The following is a 16,721-nucleotide window of genomic DNA, read 5'->3' on the forward strand; positions in this document are numbered from 1 at the left end:
CCTCGTTCCTGGAGTCCCCATGCGAGCCGTCCGCTTCTCCGTCGTCACCGCCGCCGCGACCGCGGCCGCTCTGACCGCCGTCACGGGCTGCGCCGAGAAAAGCGACTCCAAGGCCGAGGACGGCGCGATCACCGTCGTCGCCAAGGACGACTCCTGCGAGGTCTCGAAGAAGGAGTTCCCGGCCGGGCACGTGAAGCTGGCCGTCGAGAACCGCGGCTCCAAGGTCACCGAGGTCTACGTCCTCTTCCCGGACGACCGGATCGTCACCGAGCGCGAGAACATCGGCCCCGGCACCAAGGCCACCATCACCGCCGAGATCAAGGCCGGCGACTACGCCATCGCCTGCAAGCCCGGCATGAAGGGCGACGGCATCCGCCAGCAGGTCAAGGCGACCGGCAAGGGCGCCGCCACCGCCAAGCGCTCCCCCGAGATGGACGCGGCCGTCGCCGCCTACCGCCAGTACGTCCAGGCGCAGGCCGACGAGACCCTCCCCAAGGTGAAGGTCTTCACCGACGCCGTCCGCGCCGGTGACATCGAGGCCGCGAAGAAGGCCTACGCCGACTCCCGCATCGGCTGGGAGCGCACCGAGCCGGTCGCCGAGTCCTTCGGCGACATCGACCCCAAGGTCGACGTCCGCGAGGACGGCCTGGAGGACGGCCAGGACCCGGCGAAGGACTGGACCGGCTGGCACCGCCTGGAGAAGGCGCTCTGGCAGGACAAGAAGATCGGCGACCGCGAGAAGCAGCTCGCCGACCTCCTCGACAAGGACCTCGCGGACTGGGTGAAGCGGGTCGGCAAGGCCGAGATCACCCCGACCTCCATGGCCAACGGCGCCAAGGAGCTCCTGGACGAGGTCGCCAGCGGCAAGGTCACCGGCGAGGAGGAGCGCTACTCCCACACCGACCTCGTCGACTTCAAGGCGAACGTCGAGGGCGCGCAGAAGTCCTTCGAGCTGCTCAAGCCGGTCGCCGCGAAGAACGACCCGAAGCTCGTCGCCGAACTCGACAAGCAGTTCGCCGCGCTGAACACGCTGCTCGACAAGTACCGCACGGACAAGAACGCCTACGTCTTCACCTCCTACGACAAGGTCGGCAAGACCGAGCGCAAGGAGCTCTCCGACGGCGTCAACGCGCTGGGCGAGCCGCTCTCGAAGCTCGCCGCCGCGGTCGTCAAGTAACCGGAAGGGAGCTCCGTCCGATGTCCGAGAACACCATTGAGGAGCAGGGCCCCGCGCCCTCCCGCCGTACGGTCATCGGCTGGGGCGGTGCCGGGCTCGCGCTCGGTGCCGCCGCGGCCGGCGGCGCCGTCGCGCTGACCCAGGGCGGCGACACCGCGGTCCCGGTCGCCGAGACCGGCGGGGCCGTGCCCTTCCACGGCCCGCACCAGGCCGGCATCGCCACCGCCGTGCAGGACCGGCTCCACTTCGCGTCCTTCGACGTGAAGACGGAGGACCGCGACGAACTGATCCAGCTCCTCAAGGACTGGACGCGGGCCGCCGAGCGCATGACGGCCGGCGCGGAGGTCGGCGAGGGTGCCTACGGCGGCCTGCCGGAGGCCCCGCCGGACGACACGGGCGAGGCCCTCGGCCTCAAGCCCTCCCGCCTCACCCTCACGATCGGCTTCGGCCCCTCGCTCTTCGACGGGCGCTTCGGGCTGAAGGACAAGCGGCCCGGGGCCCTGGTGGACCTGCCCAAGTTCGCCGGCGACAACCTGGACCCGGCGCGCAGCGGCGGCGACATCTGCGTGCAGGCCTGCGCGGACGACCCGCAGGTCGCCGTGCACGCCATCCGCAACCTCGCCCGGATCGGCTTCGGCAAGGTCGCGGTGCGCTGGTCGCAGCTGGGCTTCGGCAAGACGTCCTCGACGACCCCCGACGCCCAGACCCCGCGCAACCTCTTCGGCTTCAAGGACGGCACCCGCAACATCGCGGGCACCGACACCGCGCGGCTCGCGAAGCACGTGTGGGTCTCCGGCAAGGACGCCGAGGGCGGCGCGGCCTGGATGGACGGCGGCTCGTACCTCGTGGCCCGCCGCATCCGCATGAACGTCGAGATCTGGGACCGCACTCCGCTCGCCGAGCAGGAGGACATCTTCGGCCGGGACAAGAAGGTAGGCGCCCCGGTCGGCAAGGCCAAGGAGCACGACGAGCCGTTCCTGAAGGCGATGAAGCCGGACGCGCACGTCCGGCTCGCCCACCCGGACAGCAACAACGGGGCGACGCTGCTGCGCCGCGGCTACTCCTTCACGGACGGCACGGACGGCCTCGGCCGGCTGGAGACGGGCCTGTTCTTCCTGGCGTACCAGAAGGACGTCCGTACCGGCTTCATCCCGGTGCAGACCTCGCTGGCGTCCGACGTCCTCAACGAGTACATCCAGCACGTGGGTTCGGCGCTCTTCGCCGTCCCGCCGGGCGTCCGCGACAAGGACGACTGGTGGGGCCGGGCGCTGTTCGCGTAACCGAGGAGGAGAACCGACGTGTTCGGAAACTATCTGATCGGCCTGCGCGAGGGCCTCGAAGCCAGTCTGGTCGTCTGCATCCTCATCGCGTACCTGGTGAAGACCGGGCGCCGTGACGCGCTGAAGCCGATCTGGATCGGCATCGGCGTGGCCGTCGGCGTGGCCCTCGCCTTCGGCGCGGGCCTGGAGTTCGGCTCCCAGGAGCTGACCTTCGAGGCGCAGGAGGCGCTCGGCGGCTCGCTGTCGATCCTCGCCGTGGGTCTGGTGACCTGGATGGTCTTCTGGATGCGTCGGACGGCCCGTCATCTGAAGGCGGAGCTGCACGGCAAGCTGGACGCGGCCCTCCAGATGGGCACCGGCGCCCTGGTCGCCACCGCGTTCCTGGCGGTGGGCCGCGAGGGCCTGGAGACGGCGCTGTTCGTGTGGGCGTCGGTCCGGGCCTCCTCCGACGGCACGTACGCGCCGCTGACCGGGGTCCTCCTCGGCCTGCTCACGGCGATCCTGCTCGGCTGGCTGTTCTACCGGGGCGCGCTGAAGATCAACCTGGCGAAGTTCTTCACCTGGACCGGCGGGATGCTGGTCGTGGTGGCGGCGGGCGTGCTCGCGTACGGCGTGCACGACCTCCAGGAGGCCCGCTTCCTCGGCGGCCTCGCGGACAAGGCCTTCGACATCTCCGCGACGATCCCGCCGGACAGCTGGTACGGCACGCTCCTCAAGGGCGTCTTCAACTTCCAGCCGGATCCGACGGTCCTTCAGGTCACGGTGTGGGCGCTGTATCTGATCCCGACGTTCGCGCTCTTCCTCGCCCCGATAGGGTCGGGTCCGTCCGTGCGGGTGAAGAAGCAGAAGGCGACCGATGAGAAGGCTGAGGCTGAGGCGAGCGCTTGAGCGGTGGTCGCCCTCCGGGTACCACCGGCCGGCGAGGTTCCTCGCGGCGACGGCGGCGGCGACGGTCCTGTCGCTGACGGCGAGCGGCTGCGTGACCGTGCACGGTGAGCTGGCGCTGCTGCCGCCGGCGACGAAGACCGAGGCCGCGCAGGCCCTCACGGACTTCACCACCGCCTACAACAAGGCCGACAAGGCCTATGACCCGGCCCTGGACGCGGGCCGGGTCACCGGTCCGCTCGGGGCGATCAACCAGGCGGGCCTGCGCGCGCGCTCGATCAACACGCCCGGCGGCAACCCGGACCACAAGCCCCTCGCCCTGACGGACGCGCGCTTCGTGCTGCCCCGCAAGGCGGGCTGGCCGCGCTGGTTCGTCGCGGACACCGCGTCCAACCGGGGCTCCGGCGACGACCGCTGGCTCCTCGTCTTCGTGCGCAACGGGCCCGAGCAGCTGTGGGAGGCCGCCTACCTCGCGATCCTCCCCCGGGGCGACGTCCCCGCGTTCGCCGAGGAGGAGGGGTACGCGGTGCCGGTCGCCGCGGACAGCGACGCGCTCGCGGTCGCGCCCGGGGAGCTCGGCGAGAAGTACGTGGCGTATCTGAAGGACGGGCGGCCGGGGCCGTTCGCGCCGGGCGTGCACACCACGGAGTGGCGGGCGGAGCGGCAGAAGGCCGCCAAGCGGCCGGGCATCGCCACCCAGTACATCGACCAGGTCGCGGACCGGGGGGACTTTTCGCCGCTCGCGCTGCGGACCCGGGACGGCGGCGCGCTCGTCTTCTTCGCGACCCGTTACTTCGAGCGGCAGACGACCGCGAAGGGCTACCGGCCGAAGGTCGGCGCCGACACGAAGGCGCTGCTGACCGGCGAGATCAAGAACACGGTCACCCGGGAGTGGGTGTCCAGCCAGGTGGTCCTGGTGAAGCCGGCGGGCACGGACCGCGACGGGGTCAGGATCGCGGGCCGGCTCCAGGGCGTGGTGGGCGCGGAGGGCTCGTAGCCCTCCGCCGGGCGCGCCGGGCTCAGCGCGTCAGCGGCCAGGCGATCTCGTGGGCCCGGTGCTCCCCGTCCCCGTCCGCCTCGCGCTCGGCCGCGTGGCGTGCGCAGGCGTCCTGGAGGGCCTCCAGGAGGTTCAGCGGGTCGGGCAGCGGGTGTTCGGGGCCGCGGAGCCAGGCGACGACCGGGTGGGCGTCCTCGTCACCGGGGAGCCGGGCCGGCGGGACGAGGACGTAGCTGCCGCGGCAGTGCCAGCGCAGCCCCGGGTGCTCGTCCATGGTCTCGGGGTGGCAGTCCAGCTCGCACGGCCACCACTCGTCCTCGTCCTCGGGGGTGCCGCGGGTGGCGGTGAAGAAGAGCATCCGTCCGCCGACCGTGTCGACGTCGGCGGACTCGGCGACGGGCCCGACCTCGACGCCCTCGGCGAGGAGCCGCTCCAGGGCGGCGCGGCCGGCGGCGAGGGGGACGTCGAGGACGTCGTGGACCATGCCGGTGGCGGTGATGAAGTTCGCCTCGGGCTCGTTGCGCGCCCAGCGCTCGATCTGGCCGCGGTCGGTGGTCGACTGGGTCTGCCAGGCGAAGGAGACGGGGTGCCGGGCGGGGGTGGGGCAGCCGATCCGCTCACAGGAACAGCTGTAGCCGACGGGGTACGCGGCGGGGGCCAGGGGCAGCCCGGCGGCGGCGGTGGCCAGGAGCGCCTTCTCGCGGTCGTTCTCGTCGTCGGCCGCGGTGCGTTTGGGGCGCCTGCGCAGCCACTGTGCGAGTTTGCTCTCCGTGCCGCGGTAGCGGCCGATGCCGTCGCCCATCTATCCCCTCACACCTCATGCTCGCCCGTTCGGCTCTGCCCATGGTCCCACCATCCTGCGCCCCGGGTGACCGGAGTGCGGAACCGGGGGTGGTCACAGCGGGCGGGAGCGGGGTCAGGCGCGGGGGGCGAGGCCGCGCAGGGCGAGATCGACGAGGGTGTCGGCGTAGGCGTGGGTGAGCGGCAGGGTGCGGTGGATCCAGCGGTGGTGGAGGGGGCCGACGAGGAGTTCGACGGCGACGCGGGGGTCGACGCCGGGGTCGATGTCGCCCTTGGCCTGGGCGGCCTCGATGCGGCGGACGTAGTACTGGAGCTGGGGTTCGAGGAGGGCCTCGGTGAAGCGGGCGCCGAGCTCGGGGTCGACGACGCCCTCGGCGGCGAGGGCGCGGGTGGGGCCGTCGAAGGCGGGGTCGGTCATCTCGTCGACGGTGGCGCGCAGGACGTACTTGAGGTCGGCGGCGAGGTCTCCGGTGTCGGGGATCTCACTGTCGGCGTCTCCACCCAGGGCTTCATTGGCGCGGGCGGCGAGGTCGAGGAAGGCGTCGAGGAGGACGGCCGCCTTGGAGGGCCACCAGCGGTAGATGGTCTGCTTGCCGACGCCGGCGCGGGCGGCGATGCCCTCGATGGTGGTCTTCGCGTAGCCGGTCTCGGAGACGAGGGTGAGGGCGGCGTCGAAGATGGCGCGGCGGGAGCGCTCGCTGCGGCGGGAGGCGTCGGGGGCGGCCTTGGCGGGCCGGGACGCGGAGGCCGGAGCGGGCTGGGAAGCGGGCGTGGGGTCGGACATGGCCTCAATCTAGCAGCGTACGAGACGAGACGTCTCGCTACTCGAACGGTCCCGAACCACCCGAACGGTCCACAGCGCGAAGGCCGTCGAAAGCGGACCATGGGGTCCTCCGATCGTCAACCGATCACCGACCGTTCTCCGTGAGGAGGCCTCCTTGCGCACCACTCCGCGCACGTCCTCGCCCCGCCGTTATCTGATGTGCCCACCCACGCACTTCACGGTGACGTACTCCATCAACCCCTGGATGGACCCCACGAAACCGGTCGACCTGCCGCTCGCCCTCGCCCAGTGGGAGGACCTGCGCGACCGCTACCGCTCGCTCGGCCACACCGTGGAGCTGCTGCGGCCCGACCCGGCGCTGCCGGACATGGTCTTCGCGGCGAACGGCGCGACGGTCGTCGACGGCCGGGTCCTGGGCGCGAAGTTCGCCCACCGGGAGCGCGCGGCCGAGGCCGACGCCCATCTGTCCTGGTTCCGCAGGAACGGTTGGGCGGACGACGCCGTGCGGGCCCCGGAGCACGTGAACGAGGGCGAGGGCGACTTCGCCGTCACCGCCTCCTGGATCCTCGCCGGCCGCGGCTTCCGCTCCAGCCCGCTCTCCCACGACGAGGCCCAGGAGTTCTTCGGCCGCCCGGTGATCGGCCTGGAGCTGGTGGACCCGCGCTACTACCACCTGGACACGGCGCTGTGCGTCCTGGACGACGCCCGGGACGAGGTCATGTACTACCCGGACGCCTTCTCCCCCGGCAGCCGCGCGGTCCTCGCCCGGCTCTTCCCCGACGCCCTGATCGCGACCGGCGAGGACGCGGCGGCCCTCGGCCTCAACGCGGTCAGCGACGGCCTGCACGTCCTGCTCCCGCAGGCGGCCGTGGGCCTCTTCGGCCCGCTGCGCGCCCGCGGCTTCGAACCGGTCGGCATGGACCTGGGCGAACTCCTCAAGGGCGGCGGCAGCGTGAAGTGCTGCACCCAGGAGCTCAGGGCCTAGGCGTCCTCCTCCGGCGGCCAGGAGTCGCCCCACTCCGCGTCACGGGCCTGCTTGTACAGGGGCCCGTGACGCTTGGTGACGGTGTCGCGGCCGAGGCCCTCGGACCCGCAGAGCTCCAGGAGGACCTGGCCCTTGCGGATCTGCGGCCTGCGGATGATGCGGGAGGGCGTCGGGGTCACCGGGAACCGGACGGCGGCCACGTACGCGTACTTCTCGTCCTCGTACGGCAGCGAACCGCCCTTCACCTTCCGGTGCAGCGAGGACCGGCTGACCCGGGCGGAGAAGTGGCACCAGTCCGTGCCGGGCACGATCGGGCAGGCCCCGCTGTGCGGGCAGGGCGCGGCGACGGTGAAGCCGGCGTCGATCAGCAGGGTGCGGGCCGCGATGATCCGCTCGTAGCCGTCGGGGGTGCCGGGCTCGACGATCACGACGGCCTGCGCGGCGCGGGCCGCCTCGGTGACGAGCGCCGTCCGGTCGGCCTCGGTCAGCTCCTTGAGGACGTACGAGACGGTGACGAGGTCGGATGCGGGCAGGCTCAGCGCGGCGCCGATCCGCTCGCGCCGCCACTCGGCCTCGAAGATCCCGGCGGCCAGTTCGCGGCCGAGCGCGAGGGCGGGTTCCGCCCAGTCCAGGACGGTGGTGCGGGGCGGCTGCTCCTCCCAGGCCTCGGCGACGGCCCAGCTCGCCGCGCCCGTGCCGCCGCCGACGTCGGTGTGGGTGCGCGGCTCCCAGTCGGGCGCGGCCGCCCGGAGGGCGTCGAGTGCGCCCCTTACCGCCTCGAAGGTCGCCGGCATCCGGTACGCGGCGTACGCGGCGACGTCGGAGCGGTCGCGCAGCACGGGGGCGTCGGTCGGGGTGGTGCCCCGGTAGTTGGCGATCAGCCGCTCGACGGCCTGCGCCGCCCGGTTGGGCGGCAGCCCGTCGAGGAGCGCGGCGAGGGCGGCGCGCAGGGAGTCGGCGGAGGCGGGAGAGGCGTTCACCGAGTCAGTCTAGGCGGGCGCGCCGGCCCGCGGCTCCGTCGTGCGCCAGGGGCGGCACAGGCCCAGGAAGCAGGCGAGGGCGAGGACGGCGCAGCCCAGCTGGACGACCGCCATGGGGACGGCGGTGTGCTCGCCGGCGATGCCGACGAGCGGGGAGGCGACGGCTCCGACGAGGAAGGAGGAGGTGCCGAGGAGGGCGGAGGCGGATCCGGCGGCGTGCGGGGTGCGCATGAGGGCCTGGGCGTTGGTGTTGGGCATGGCCAGGCCCATCGCGGACATCAGGACGAAGAGTCCGGCGGCGATCGGGACGAGGCCGACCTCGCCGAAGACTCCGCTGGTCATGAGGGTGAGCGCGAGGCCGGCGAGCAGGATGGTGCCGAGGCCGAAGCCGAGGGCCTTGTCGAGGCTGACGCGGCCGACGAGGAGCTTGCCGTTGATCTGGCCGACGGCGACGAGCCCGACCGAGTTGAGGCCGAAGAGCAGGCTGAAGGTCTGCGGGGAGGCGCCGTAGATCTCCTGGATGACGAACGGCGAGGCCGAGATGTAGGCGAAGAGGGCGGCGAAGGCGAGTCCGCCGGTCAGCATGTAGCCGGTGAAGACCCGGTCGGCGAGGAGCCCCCGCATGGTGCGCAGCGCCTGCCCGACGCCGCCCTCGTGCCGCCGCTCCGGGGGCAGCGTCTCATGGAGGAAGCGCCAGACGACGACGGTGAGCAGGACGCCGATCGCGGTGAGGACGTGGAAGACGCCGCGCCAGTCGGTGAGCCGGAGGATCTGGCCGCCGATGAGGGGGGCGATGATCGGGGCGACGCCGGAGATCAGCATCAGGGTGGAGAAGAATCGGGCCATGTCGACGCCGTCGTAGAGGTCGCGGACGACGGCGCGGGCGATGACGATGCCGGCGGCGCCGGCGAGGCCCTGGAGCAGCCGGAAGCCGATGAGGAGTTCGGCGCTGGGCGCGAGGGCGCAGACGGCGGTGGCGAGGACGTACACGAGCATGCCGATGAGCAGCGGGCGGCGGCGGCCCCACTTGTCGCTCATGGGGCCGACGACGAGCTGGCCGAGGGCCATGCCGGCGAGGCAGGCGGTGAGGGTGAGCTGGACGGTGGCGGCGGGGGCCCGCAGCGCGCCGGTGACCTCCGGGAGGGCCGGGAGGTACATGTCCATGGAGAGCGGGGGGAGGGCGGTGAGTCCGCCCAGGACGAGGGTGACGAGGAGCCCCGTCCGCCGGGCGGCGGTGACGACCGGGGCGGGTTCGGTTATGTGTCCCTGTGTTGTTTTCTGGCCGCTCTCCGGCATCGACTGCTCCATTTCGTTGAATCCATACTTATGCTCTCAGCTCGACCGGCATGGTCGAGACCTGTGGGGTGGAGATGGACGCGAACAGGACAGTGCGCTGGGGAATCCTGGCGACCGGCGGGATAGCGGAACGGTTCACCACGGACCTGAAGGCGCTCGACGGCGCCGAGGTGGTCGCGGTGGCGTCCCGTACGGAGGCGTCGGCGAAGGCCTTCGCGGACCGGTTCGGGATTCCGCGGGCGTACGGGGAGTGGGCCGGGCTCTTCGCCGACGAGTCCGTCGACGTGGTGTACGTGGCGACTCCGCATCACGCGCACCGCGCGGCCGCGGGCCTCGCCCTGGAGGCGGGCAAGGCGGTGCTCTGCGAGAAGGCTCTCACACTCAACGCCCGCGAGGCGGAGGAGTTGGTGGATCTCGCCCGGGACCGCGGCCTCTTCCTCATGGAGGCGATGTGGATGTACTGCAACCCGCTGATCCGGCGGATCGCGGAACTGGTCCGCGGCGGGGCGATCGGCGAGGTCCGCACGGTCCAGGCGGACTTCGGGCTCGCGGGCCCCTTCGACCCCGGCCACCGGCTGCGGGACCCGGCGGTGGGCGGCGGGGCGCTGCTCGACCTGGGCGTGTACCCCGTGTCGTTCGCGCACCTGCTGCTCGGCGAGCCGTCCGCGGTCCACGCGCACGCGCGGCTCTCGCCCGAGGGCGTCGACCTGAACACGGGCATGCTGCTGGGCTGGGACTCGGGCGCCTCGGCGCTGCTGTCCTGCTCCCTGGAGGCGGACACGCCGCTGACGGCCTCGGTGACGGGCACGGAGGGCCGGATCGACGTCCCGCACGGCTTCTTCTACCCCGAGCGGTTCACCCTGCGCCGCAACGGCCACGAGCCGGAGGAGTTCGTGTCGGCGGACGACCCGCACTCCCTCCGGCACGAGGCCGCCGAGGTGATGCGCTGCCTGCGGGCGGGCGAGACGGAGTCCCCGCTCGTCCCCCTGGACGGTTCGCTCGCGGTGATGCGGACGCTCGACGCGGTACGGGACCGCGTCGGCGTCCGCTATCCCTCCGAGCTCGCGGCTACGCGGGCTTGAGGCCCGGGTCGCCCGCCTCCGTGACGTAGGAGGCGGCGGTGGTGACGGGGGCGCCCGGCCGGGTCACGTACGGCACCGTACGGAAGTCGGCGCGGGCGCTCTCCTCGCCGAGGGCGACCGTCACATAGCCCCGCCGCCCGTTGAAGAACCGCAGGTGCGGGTTGGCCTGCATGAGCTTGTCGTAGTTCGAGGGCCGGTCGGCGCCGTCCTTGCCGCTGGCGATCGAGGTGGCGACGATCTCGGTGCCGAGGGTCCGGGAGGCCGGGTCGCGGAAGTCGGCCTTGATGTCGAGTCCGTAGCCGACGTGGACGTCACCGGTGAGCACCATCAGGTTCTCGACGCCGGCGGCCTGCGCCCCGGCGAGGATCCGCTGCCGGGAGGCCGGGTAGCCGTCCCAGGAGTCCATGGAGAGCTTGAAGTCGGCGGTGGAGCGGTCGCGGCGTTCGGCGAACACGACCTGCTGCGGCAGCACGTTCCAGCGGGCGTCGGAGGCGCTCCACCCGTCGAGCAGCCAGCGTTCCTGCGTGGCCCCGGTCAGGGTGCGCGCCGGGTCCTCGGACTCGGGCCCCGGGACCTGCCAGCCGTCCCCGTACGCCTGGTCGGAGCGGTACTGGCGGGTGTCGAGGATGTCGAACTGGGCGAGCCGCCCGAAGCGCAGCCGCCGGTACAGCTTCATGTCCGGGCCCTCGGGCAGCTGGGGGCGGCGCAGCGGCTGGTGCTCCCAGTAGGCGCGGTAGGCGGCGGCGCGGCGGAGCAGGAACTCCTCCGGCGGGACGTTGTTCTCGGGGGTGTCGCCCGCGTAGTTGTTCTCGGTCTCGTGGTCGTCCCAGGTGACGACGAAGGGGTGGGCGGCGTGCGCGGCGCGCAGGTCGGGGTCCGACTTGTAGAGCGCGTAGCGGAGCCGGTAGTCCTCCAGGGTGAGGGTCTCGCGGTTGAACAGGTCGGGCAGCCGGCGGTCGGTGTAGGCGCGGGCGCCGCCGGTGGCGTTGACGGCGTACTCGTACAGGTAGTCGCCGAGGTGGAAGACGACGTCGACGTCCTCCTGGGCGAGGTGGCCGTAGGCCGTGAAGTAGCCGTCGTGGTAGGCCTGGCAGGAGACGGCGGCGAGCTTGAGCGCACTGTTGCGGGCTTCGGGTGCCGGGGCCGTGCGGGTCCGCCCCACCGGGCTGATCCACTCTCCGACCCGGAAGCGGTAGAAGAAGACCCGGTCGGAGTCGAGGTGCTCGACCTCGACGTGGACGGTGTGCCGGAACTCGGGGTGCGCGGTGGCGCGGCCGCGCCGGGCGATCCGGGTGAAGCGCTCGTCGTGGGCGAGCTCCCAGTGCACGGAGACCCTCTCGGCGGGCAGTCCGCCCTCGGGCTCGAAGGGGCGGGGCGCGAGCCGCGTCCAGAGGAGGACGGAGCTCGGGAGCGGGTCGCCCGAGGCGACGCCCAGGGTGAACGGGTCCTCCGTGACACGCCGGGCGTCGAGTTCGGCGGCGGCCGCGGCGCCGGCCGCGGGGAGCTGGGTGGCGAAGGCGAGCGCGGCGGCGGCGCCCGTGACGGTCAGGAAACGTCGGCGCCCGAAGTGGCGTGCGGCGGCGCGGAGTTCCTCGGAATGGCGTGCGTAGGTCATGTGCCCCTCCCCAGACGGATGCTGTCCGTCCGTCATTCGAAGGGGAGGGAAAGACCTCTCATTGTCGAGTACAGAACATCCACGTGTCGGACGGATGAGTTCATGGGGCACGCGTCTCGCGTACGCTGCGCGCCCATGAGCATCGCAGTGGTGACGGGAGCCGGTTCGGGCATCGGCCGGAGCGTGGCGCTGGCCCTCGCGGCGGCCGGCTGGTCGGTGGCCCTGGCGGGCCGCAGGGCGGAGGCCCTGGAGGAGACGGCGGCAGCCCTGCCGACGGGCGACTTCCTGGTCGTCCCGACGGACGTGACCTCGGAGGACGAGGTCACCGCCCTCTTCGCCTCGGTCCGGGCCCGCCACGGCCGGGTGGACCTGCTCTTCAACAACGCGGGTACGTTCGCGGGCGGCGGCACCCCGGTGGAGGACCTCTCCCCGGACACCTGGCGGGCGGTCGTGGACGTCAACCTGACGGGCGCGTTCCTGTGCGCCCAGGCGGCGTTCCGGGCCATGAAGGAGCAGGACCCGCAGGGCGGCCGGATCATCAACAACGGTTCGATCTCCGCGCACGTGCCGCGCCCGCACTCGATCGCGTACACGGCGACGAAGCACGCGATGACGGGCCTGACGAAGTCCCTGTCGCTGGACGGACGCCCGTACCGGATCGCCTGCGGCCAGATCGACATCGGCAACGCGGCGACGGAGATGACGGCCCGCATGCAGACCGGCATCCTCCAGGCCAACGGCGAGCTGGCGGTGGAGCCGGTGATGGACGCGGCGGACGTGGCGGCGACGGTGGTGCACATGGCGGCCCTGCCGCTGGAGGCGAACGTGCAGTTCGCGACGGTGATGGCGACGGCGATGCCGTACATCGGCCGGGGGTGAGGGGCACCCCCGGCCGGGGGATCAGGCCTGTCCGGTCTCGAACCGCGAGATCTTCCCGCCGTCGACGGTGAAGGCCCACTTGGTGCGCATCTCGCCCCAGGTGTCGTTGCGGTAGTCGGCGACGAGCGCGAGCCCGTCGTCGGCCTCGGACTGGACGTCCATGTGCCCGCGCGAGGCGAACACCTCACGGTCGAGCCACGGCCGCAGCTCGCGGTCGGAACCGTCGTCGGACATGGTCGCGTCGGGGGTGAGGAGGTCGGCCATGGCCGCCTCGTCATGGGCGTTGACGGCCGCGACGAAGGCACGCACGACCGGATTGCTGAGCTGACTCACGGGAAGCGTCATGCCCCACCCGTACACCCGCGGGGCACCCGTCTCCGGGCGCCCCGGCCGTGAGGTCCCCCCGACAGCGGTCCGGAACGGTCAGGACCAGTCGCAGGCCTTGCCGTCGCCGTCGCGGTCGAGGCCGGAGCGGTAGCCGGGCCGGCCGGCGTAGAGGGGGGCCTTGCCTGCGGCGCGGACGGCGTCGCAGTTCTTGTAGTAGGCGGCGCCGCCGTCGGAGCCTCCCGAACCGCTTCCGCTTCCGCTTCCGTGGCGGTTCGGGTCCGGGTCGGGGTTCAGCCGGGCGTAGTCCTCCGAGGGGCAGGACAGGCCGGGCCGGGCGAGGGAGAGTCGTACGGACATGTACTCCGGCCGCTCGATGTCCTCGCCCGCCTCCGGGTCCTGGAAGCAGATGCGCCAGTCGTCGTGACGGGCCGCCAGGTCGACGTCCGTGTACACACTGGCGCCGCGGATCTCGGTCAGGCCCGCCTTCCGGAGGACCGCCGAGCCGTCCTCGAAGGTCTTCCCGACGACGTTCGGCACCTTGGGGAAGACGACCGCGTCCCCGTCCCGCGCCGGGCAGGGGCTGGACTTCTCGACGACGGCGAACTCGATGCCGATCCGCCGCCCTTCCTCGACCGCGGCGGTCTCCCCGGCCGCCGGCTCCTGGAAGCAGACCTTCCAGTTGCCGTCGACGAGCTGCGTCTTGTCGTCCTCGGTCGCGTCGTGCGACCGCGCCCGGAACCCCGCCTCGTACGCGGCCCGCGACGCGGCCTCCAGGTTCTGGCCGACGTAGTCGGCGACGACCCGGCGCACGATCGGCGTCGGCGTGGGAGTGGGCGGGGTGTACGGGGTGAACGACGGGAACCCGCTCGGCCGCGGCTCGGCCTCGGCCACCGCCGGCCCGGCCGCCGGCGGCTCGCTCGTGCCCAGGGCCACGAACCAGACGGCGGACAGCACCGTCGCGAGCACCTTCCGCCCCGGCGTCCAACGGCTGCGCCAGGCAAGGACGATGCCCAGGGGCGGCAGGAGGACCAAACAGAAGACGACGACCCCGGGCCGCCGCCACCGCGACTCCTCCCGCACCGGCCCCTTGCCCAGCGACACACCCACCCGACCCTGCCCCTCCCTGACGACGTCTCGGCGGCACACAGGGTATGACCTGCACGTTCACCGCCCGCGCCCAGGGTGGACCCCGGTCAGTCGAGGCAGAACTCGTTGCCCTCGGGGTCGGTCATCACGATGTGGCCGGCGCCCATCGGCGGGGCGGGCTCGAAGCGGCGCACCCGCTTCGCCCCGAGCCCCACGAGCCGGTCGCACTCGGCTTCGAGCGCGGCCATCCGCTCCTCCCCCTGGAGCCCGGGAGCGGCCCGGACGTCGAGGTGGACGCGGTTCTTGGCGACCTTGTCCTCGGGCACCTGCTGGAAGAACACGCGCGGACCCTCGCCGTCCGGGTCCTCGATGGCGGACCGCGTGTTGCGCTGGTCCTCCGGTACGCCGATCCGCGCGAGGAACGCGTCCCAGGCGGCCAGCGGGTCGGCGCCCTCGGGCAACTCCACTCCGGGCGGCCCCGGGTGGACGTACCCGAGCGCGTCGCGCCAGAACGAGGACAGGGCCCGGGGGTCGTGGGCGTCGAAGGTGACCTGGAAATGACGGCTCATTCGTACGGCTCCGTTCGCAGCGGGTTCGCGAAGCGACCGTAACCGAGGCCACTGACAACGGCCCGACGAACACTCGCACCGAACACCGCGTCCGAATTGCGCCAGCGGTACGGTGCCGCCTGCCACGACCCTGTCGGTATGAGCACCTACCTCGCCCGCCCCATCTCCCCCTCCGCCCTCGCCCGGCTGCGCGTCACCGACGACGCCGGCCGCGCCTGCGTGCCGTACACCGCCACCGACGGCGGCGATCCCCTCCGCTGCTGCCTGCGCCTCTCCGAGCCCGGCGAGCGGATCGCCCTCGTCTCGTACGCGCCGCTGCGCCGCTGGGCCGCCGACACCGGTGCCGAGCCCGGCGCGTACGACGAGCAGGGTCCCGTCTTCGTCCACGCCGAGGACTGCGGTGGCCCCGCGCCCGCGGAGGCGTACCCCTTCTCCCGTACCGGCGCGCTCCGCACCCTGCGCCGCTACGACGCGGCCGGCCGGATCGTCGGCGGCCGTCTCCTGGAGCTCCCCGACACCCCCGCCGAGGGCTTCGACCAGGCCCTCGCCGAGGCCTTCGCCGACCCGGCCGTCGCCCTCGTGCACGTCCGGGCCGTCGAGTACGGCTGCTTCCACTTCGAGGTCCGGCGCCCCTGACGCCTACCTCGCGGCCGTGTCGCACAGGGCGCGGTCGACGAGGGCACTGGCCGCCTTCTGCTGCCGGACGGTCCTGTCGAGGTCGTTGAAGCTGGTGGTCAGGGAGACGGTGACGGTGCGGCGGCCGTCACCGGTGGCGCCGTCGAGGGTGATGTAGCCGGCCTCGCCCCCTTCGTGGCTCCAGTAGCTGCCGCCGCAGGACAGCGGACGTTCGACCAGGCCGAGGCCGTAGCGTCCGCCGGGCCAGAACACCTCGAACTCCTCGGGGACCGGGACGGTGTCCTTCATCTCGGCCAGGCGCGCCCCGGACAGCAGCTCGCCGCCGAGGAGGCCCTGGAAGAAGCGGTTGACGTCCGCCGTGGTGGAGACGTAGCCGCCGAGGTCGGGGACGAGCTGCTCGGTGACGTCGATCCGCTCGCCGGAGGTGAAGACCTGGTAGCCGGCGGCGTGCGGGCGGCGCAGGGTGGGCACGGCGCCCGGGAGGTACGTGTGGCGCAGGCCGAGCGGTCGCAGGATCCGGCTCTCGACCTCCTCCCGCCAGGGGCGGCCGGTGACCCTGTCGACGATCATGCCGAGGACGACGTAGCCGGTGTTGGAGTAGCCCCAGCCGGTGCCGGGCTCGAAGTCCGGGCGGTGCCTCATCGCCCGGGCGACGATCTGCTCCGCGGTGTACGTGTCGTGGCGGTGCCGGTAGTACTGCTCGGGGGTGTCGAAGCCGGGCAGGTCGTCGTGGAGTCCGCTGGTGTTCTGCAGCAGCTGACGCACGGTCATCCTCCGTCCGTCGTTGCCGTTCCCGGCGATCACACCGGGCAGCCGGCGCTCCACCGTGTCGTCCAGCGACAGCCTGCCCTCGTCGACCAGCTGCAGGACCACGGTGGCCATGAGCGCCTTGCCGGTGCTGGCGATCCGGAAGTAGCCCTCGCGGGGCACCGGCCGCCTGGTGCCCACCTCGGCGACGCCGGCGGTGGCGACCAGGTCCCGCCCGGAGGCGGTGGTCACCCGCGCCTGGACGCCGGTGATCCCCAGGGCGCGGAGCGCCTCGGTGTCCCGGCGCAGGTCGTCCTGCCGGTAGCCGGGCGCGGAGGTCGCGGGTGCGCCGTTCGAGGACGGGACGGTCGTGGCCACGCCCGCGGTGGCGAGTGCCGCCGCCACCGCGACGGCCGGCCACCTGCGGCCGGTCCGGCGGTGGCGCTTCGGGGACGGGTGGCTCTGTGGCCCTGAGGCCGGGGTGGTGGATGTCATGCCGGTCACGCTAGGGAGGTGCCGAGGGCCAAGTCGCTGCCGCGGAGGACCGGTTGTGACCTACAGCAGGCTGTAGTGCCGTCCGGGCGCCGGGCACGTA

The 16,721-nt window shown here is 72.8% G+C and carries 17 protein-coding genes; 8 read left to right on the forward strand and 9 right to left on the reverse strand.

What is annotated here, in order from left to right; translation table 11 throughout:
- The first annotated feature begins 19 nt into the window (after positions 1–19).
- The 4 genes from efeO to ACWGN5_RS15855 are packed head-to-tail and all read left to right on the forward strand — an operon-like array spanning position 20 to position 4,339.
- On the forward strand, positions 20–1,177 hold the full coding sequence (gene efeO, locus ACWGN5_RS15840) for an iron uptake system protein EfeO (RefSeq protein WP_453515409.1): 1,158 nt from the start codon (positions 20–22) through the stop codon (positions 1,175–1,177).
- Positions 1,178–1,197: 20 nt separating this feature from the next.
- Positions 1,198–2,457: an iron uptake transporter deferrochelatase/peroxidase subunit gene (gene efeB / locus ACWGN5_RS15845; protein WP_453515233.1), complete on the forward strand. Its 1,260-nt coding sequence runs from the start codon at positions 1,198–1,200 to the stop codon at positions 2,455–2,457.
- A gap of 18 nt (positions 2,458–2,475) precedes the next feature.
- Positions 2,476–3,345: an iron uptake transporter permease EfeU gene (gene efeU / locus ACWGN5_RS15850; protein ID WP_453515235.1), complete on the forward strand. Its 870-nt coding sequence runs from the start codon at positions 2,476–2,478 to the stop codon at positions 3,343–3,345.
- Complete coding sequence (locus ACWGN5_RS15855) at positions 3,314–4,339, forward strand: hypothetical protein (protein WP_453515237.1); 1,026 nt, start codon at positions 3,314–3,316, stop codon at positions 4,337–4,339. The genes efeU and ACWGN5_RS15855 overlap by 32 nt, the downstream gene beginning before the upstream one ends.
- Before the next feature lie 22 nt (positions 4,340–4,361).
- Here ACWGN5_RS15855 and ACWGN5_RS15860 read toward each other — a convergent pair whose 3' ends face one another.
- On the reverse strand, positions 4,362–5,141 hold the full coding sequence (locus ACWGN5_RS15860; RefSeq protein WP_453515239.1) for a bifunctional DNA primase/polymerase: 780 nt from the start codon (positions 5,139–5,141) through the stop codon (positions 4,362–4,364).
- Between the two features lie 114 nt (positions 5,142–5,255).
- Positions 5,256–5,924 (reverse strand): TetR/AcrR family transcriptional regulator, encoded by a 669-nt coding sequence (locus ACWGN5_RS15865; RefSeq protein ID WP_453515241.1) that lies wholly within the window; start codon positions 5,922–5,924, stop codon positions 5,256–5,258.
- A 154-nt stretch (positions 5,925–6,078) separates the two neighbouring features.
- Between ACWGN5_RS15865 and ddaH the strand changes: the two genes are divergently transcribed.
- Positions 6,079–6,909, forward strand: a complete 831-nt coding sequence (gene ddaH, locus ACWGN5_RS15870; RefSeq protein WP_453515243.1) for a dimethylargininase — start codon at positions 6,079–6,081, stop codon at positions 6,907–6,909.
- Here ddaH and ACWGN5_RS15875 read toward each other — a convergent pair.
- The gene (locus ACWGN5_RS15875) at positions 6,906–7,889 is read right to left on the reverse strand and encodes a small ribosomal subunit Rsm22 family protein (RefSeq protein ID WP_453515245.1); all 984 of its coding nucleotides are present in this window, start codon (positions 7,887–7,889) and stop codon (positions 6,906–6,908) included. The genes ddaH and ACWGN5_RS15875 overlap by 4 nt on opposite strands.
- A gap of 9 nt (positions 7,890–7,898) precedes the next feature.
- Positions 7,899–9,185, reverse strand: coding sequence for a Bcr/CflA family multidrug efflux MFS transporter (locus tag ACWGN5_RS15880; protein WP_453515411.1), 1,287 nt, complete (start codon positions 9,183–9,185; stop codon positions 7,899–7,901).
- Positions 9,186–9,235: 50 nt separating this feature from the next.
- Between ACWGN5_RS15880 and ACWGN5_RS15885 the strand changes: the two genes are divergently transcribed.
- Positions 9,236–10,267, forward strand: coding sequence for a Gfo/Idh/MocA family protein (locus ACWGN5_RS15885; RefSeq protein WP_453515247.1), 1,032 nt, complete (start codon positions 9,236–9,238; stop codon positions 10,265–10,267).
- Here the strand turns inward: ACWGN5_RS15885 and ACWGN5_RS15890 are convergent.
- Complete coding sequence (locus tag ACWGN5_RS15890) at positions 10,254–11,882, reverse strand: alkaline phosphatase D family protein (protein WP_453515249.1); 1,629 nt, start codon at positions 11,880–11,882, stop codon at positions 10,254–10,256. The genes ACWGN5_RS15885 and ACWGN5_RS15890 overlap by 14 nt on opposite strands.
- Positions 11,883–11,984: 102 nt before the next feature.
- Here ACWGN5_RS15890 and ACWGN5_RS15895 point away from each other — a divergent pair, with 102 nt between their 5' ends.
- Entirely contained in the window at positions 11,985–12,761 is a 777-nt protein-coding gene (locus ACWGN5_RS15895; RefSeq protein WP_453515251.1) for an SDR family oxidoreductase, read from the forward strand.
- 21 nt (positions 12,762–12,782) lie between these two features.
- Here the strand turns inward: ACWGN5_RS15895 and ACWGN5_RS15900 are convergent, their stop codons facing one another.
- The 3 genes from ACWGN5_RS15900 to ACWGN5_RS15910 form a co-directional block, all read right to left on the reverse strand.
- Complete coding sequence (locus tag ACWGN5_RS15900) at positions 12,783–13,106, reverse strand: nuclear transport factor 2 family protein (protein ID WP_453515252.1); 324 nt, start codon at positions 13,104–13,106, stop codon at positions 12,783–12,785.
- A 78-nt stretch (positions 13,107–13,184) separates the two neighbouring features.
- On the reverse strand, positions 13,185–14,195 hold the full coding sequence (locus tag ACWGN5_RS15905) for an excalibur calcium-binding domain-containing protein (RefSeq protein ID WP_453515253.1): 1,011 nt from the start codon (positions 14,193–14,195) through the stop codon (positions 13,185–13,187).
- Positions 14,196–14,281: 86 nt separating this feature from the next.
- The gene (locus ACWGN5_RS15910) at positions 14,282–14,743 is read right to left on the reverse strand and encodes a VOC family protein (protein WP_453515254.1); all 462 of its coding nucleotides are present in this window, start codon (positions 14,741–14,743) and stop codon (positions 14,282–14,284) included.
- Positions 14,744–14,881: 138 nt separating this feature from the next.
- On the opposite strand from ACWGN5_RS15910, the gene ACWGN5_RS15915 reads away from it, so the two are divergent.
- Positions 14,882–15,379, forward strand: a complete 498-nt coding sequence (locus ACWGN5_RS15915) for a DUF1203 domain-containing protein (RefSeq protein WP_453515256.1) — start codon at positions 14,882–14,884, stop codon at positions 15,377–15,379.
- A gap of 3 nt (positions 15,380–15,382) precedes the next feature.
- Here ACWGN5_RS15915 and ACWGN5_RS15920 read toward each other — a convergent pair whose 3' ends face one another.
- Positions 15,383–16,621: a serine hydrolase domain-containing protein gene (locus tag ACWGN5_RS15920; protein ID WP_453515257.1), complete on the reverse strand. Its 1,239-nt coding sequence runs from the start codon at positions 16,619–16,621 to the stop codon at positions 15,383–15,385.
- Positions 16,622–16,721: the final 100 nt, after the last annotated feature.

It is taken from the genome of Streptomyces sp. NPDC055815 (genome assembly GCF_053616475.1).

Coding starts and splice junctions, on each gene's coding strand:
- efeO (WP_453515409.1), top strand. CDS start 20: ATGCGAGCCGTCCGCTTCTCCGTCGTCACCGCCGCCGCGACCGCGGCC.
- ACWGN5_RS15885 (WP_453515247.1), top strand. CDS start 9,236: ATGGTCGAGACCTGTGGGGTGGAGATGGACGCGAACAGGACAGTGCGC.
- ACWGN5_RS15890 (WP_453515249.1), bottom strand. CDS start 11,882: ATGACCTACGCACGCCATTCCGAGGAACTCCGCGCCGCCGCACGCCAC.
- ACWGN5_RS15865 (WP_453515241.1), bottom strand. CDS start 5,924: ATGTCCGACCCCACGCCCGCTTCCCAGCCCGCTCCGGCCTCCGCGTCC.
- ACWGN5_RS15880 (WP_453515411.1), bottom strand. CDS start 9,185: ATGCCGGAGAGCGGCCAGAAAACAACACAGGGACACATAACCGAACCC.
- ACWGN5_RS15855 (WP_453515237.1), top strand. CDS start 3,314: ATGAGAAGGCTGAGGCTGAGGCGAGCGCTTGAGCGGTGGTCGCCCTCC.
- ACWGN5_RS15910 (WP_453515254.1), bottom strand. CDS start 14,743: ATGAGCCGTCATTTCCAGGTCACCTTCGACGCCCACGACCCCCGGGCC.
- ACWGN5_RS15915 (WP_453515256.1), top strand. CDS start 14,882: ATGAGCACCTACCTCGCCCGCCCCATCTCCCCCTCCGCCCTCGCCCGG.
- ACWGN5_RS15860 (WP_453515239.1), bottom strand. CDS start 5,141: ATGGGCGACGGCATCGGCCGCTACCGCGGCACGGAGAGCAAACTCGCA.
- ACWGN5_RS15920 (WP_453515257.1), bottom strand. CDS start 16,621: ATGACATCCACCACCCCGGCCTCAGGGCCACAGAGCCACCCGTCCCCG.
- efeB (WP_453515233.1), top strand. CDS start 1,198: ATGTCCGAGAACACCATTGAGGAGCAGGGCCCCGCGCCCTCCCGCCGT.
- ACWGN5_RS15900 (WP_453515252.1), bottom strand. CDS start 13,106: ATGACGCTTCCCGTGAGTCAGCTCAGCAATCCGGTCGTGCGTGCCTTC.
- ACWGN5_RS15895 (WP_453515251.1), top strand. CDS start 11,985: ATGGGGCACGCGTCTCGCGTACGCTGCGCGCCCATGAGCATCGCAGTG.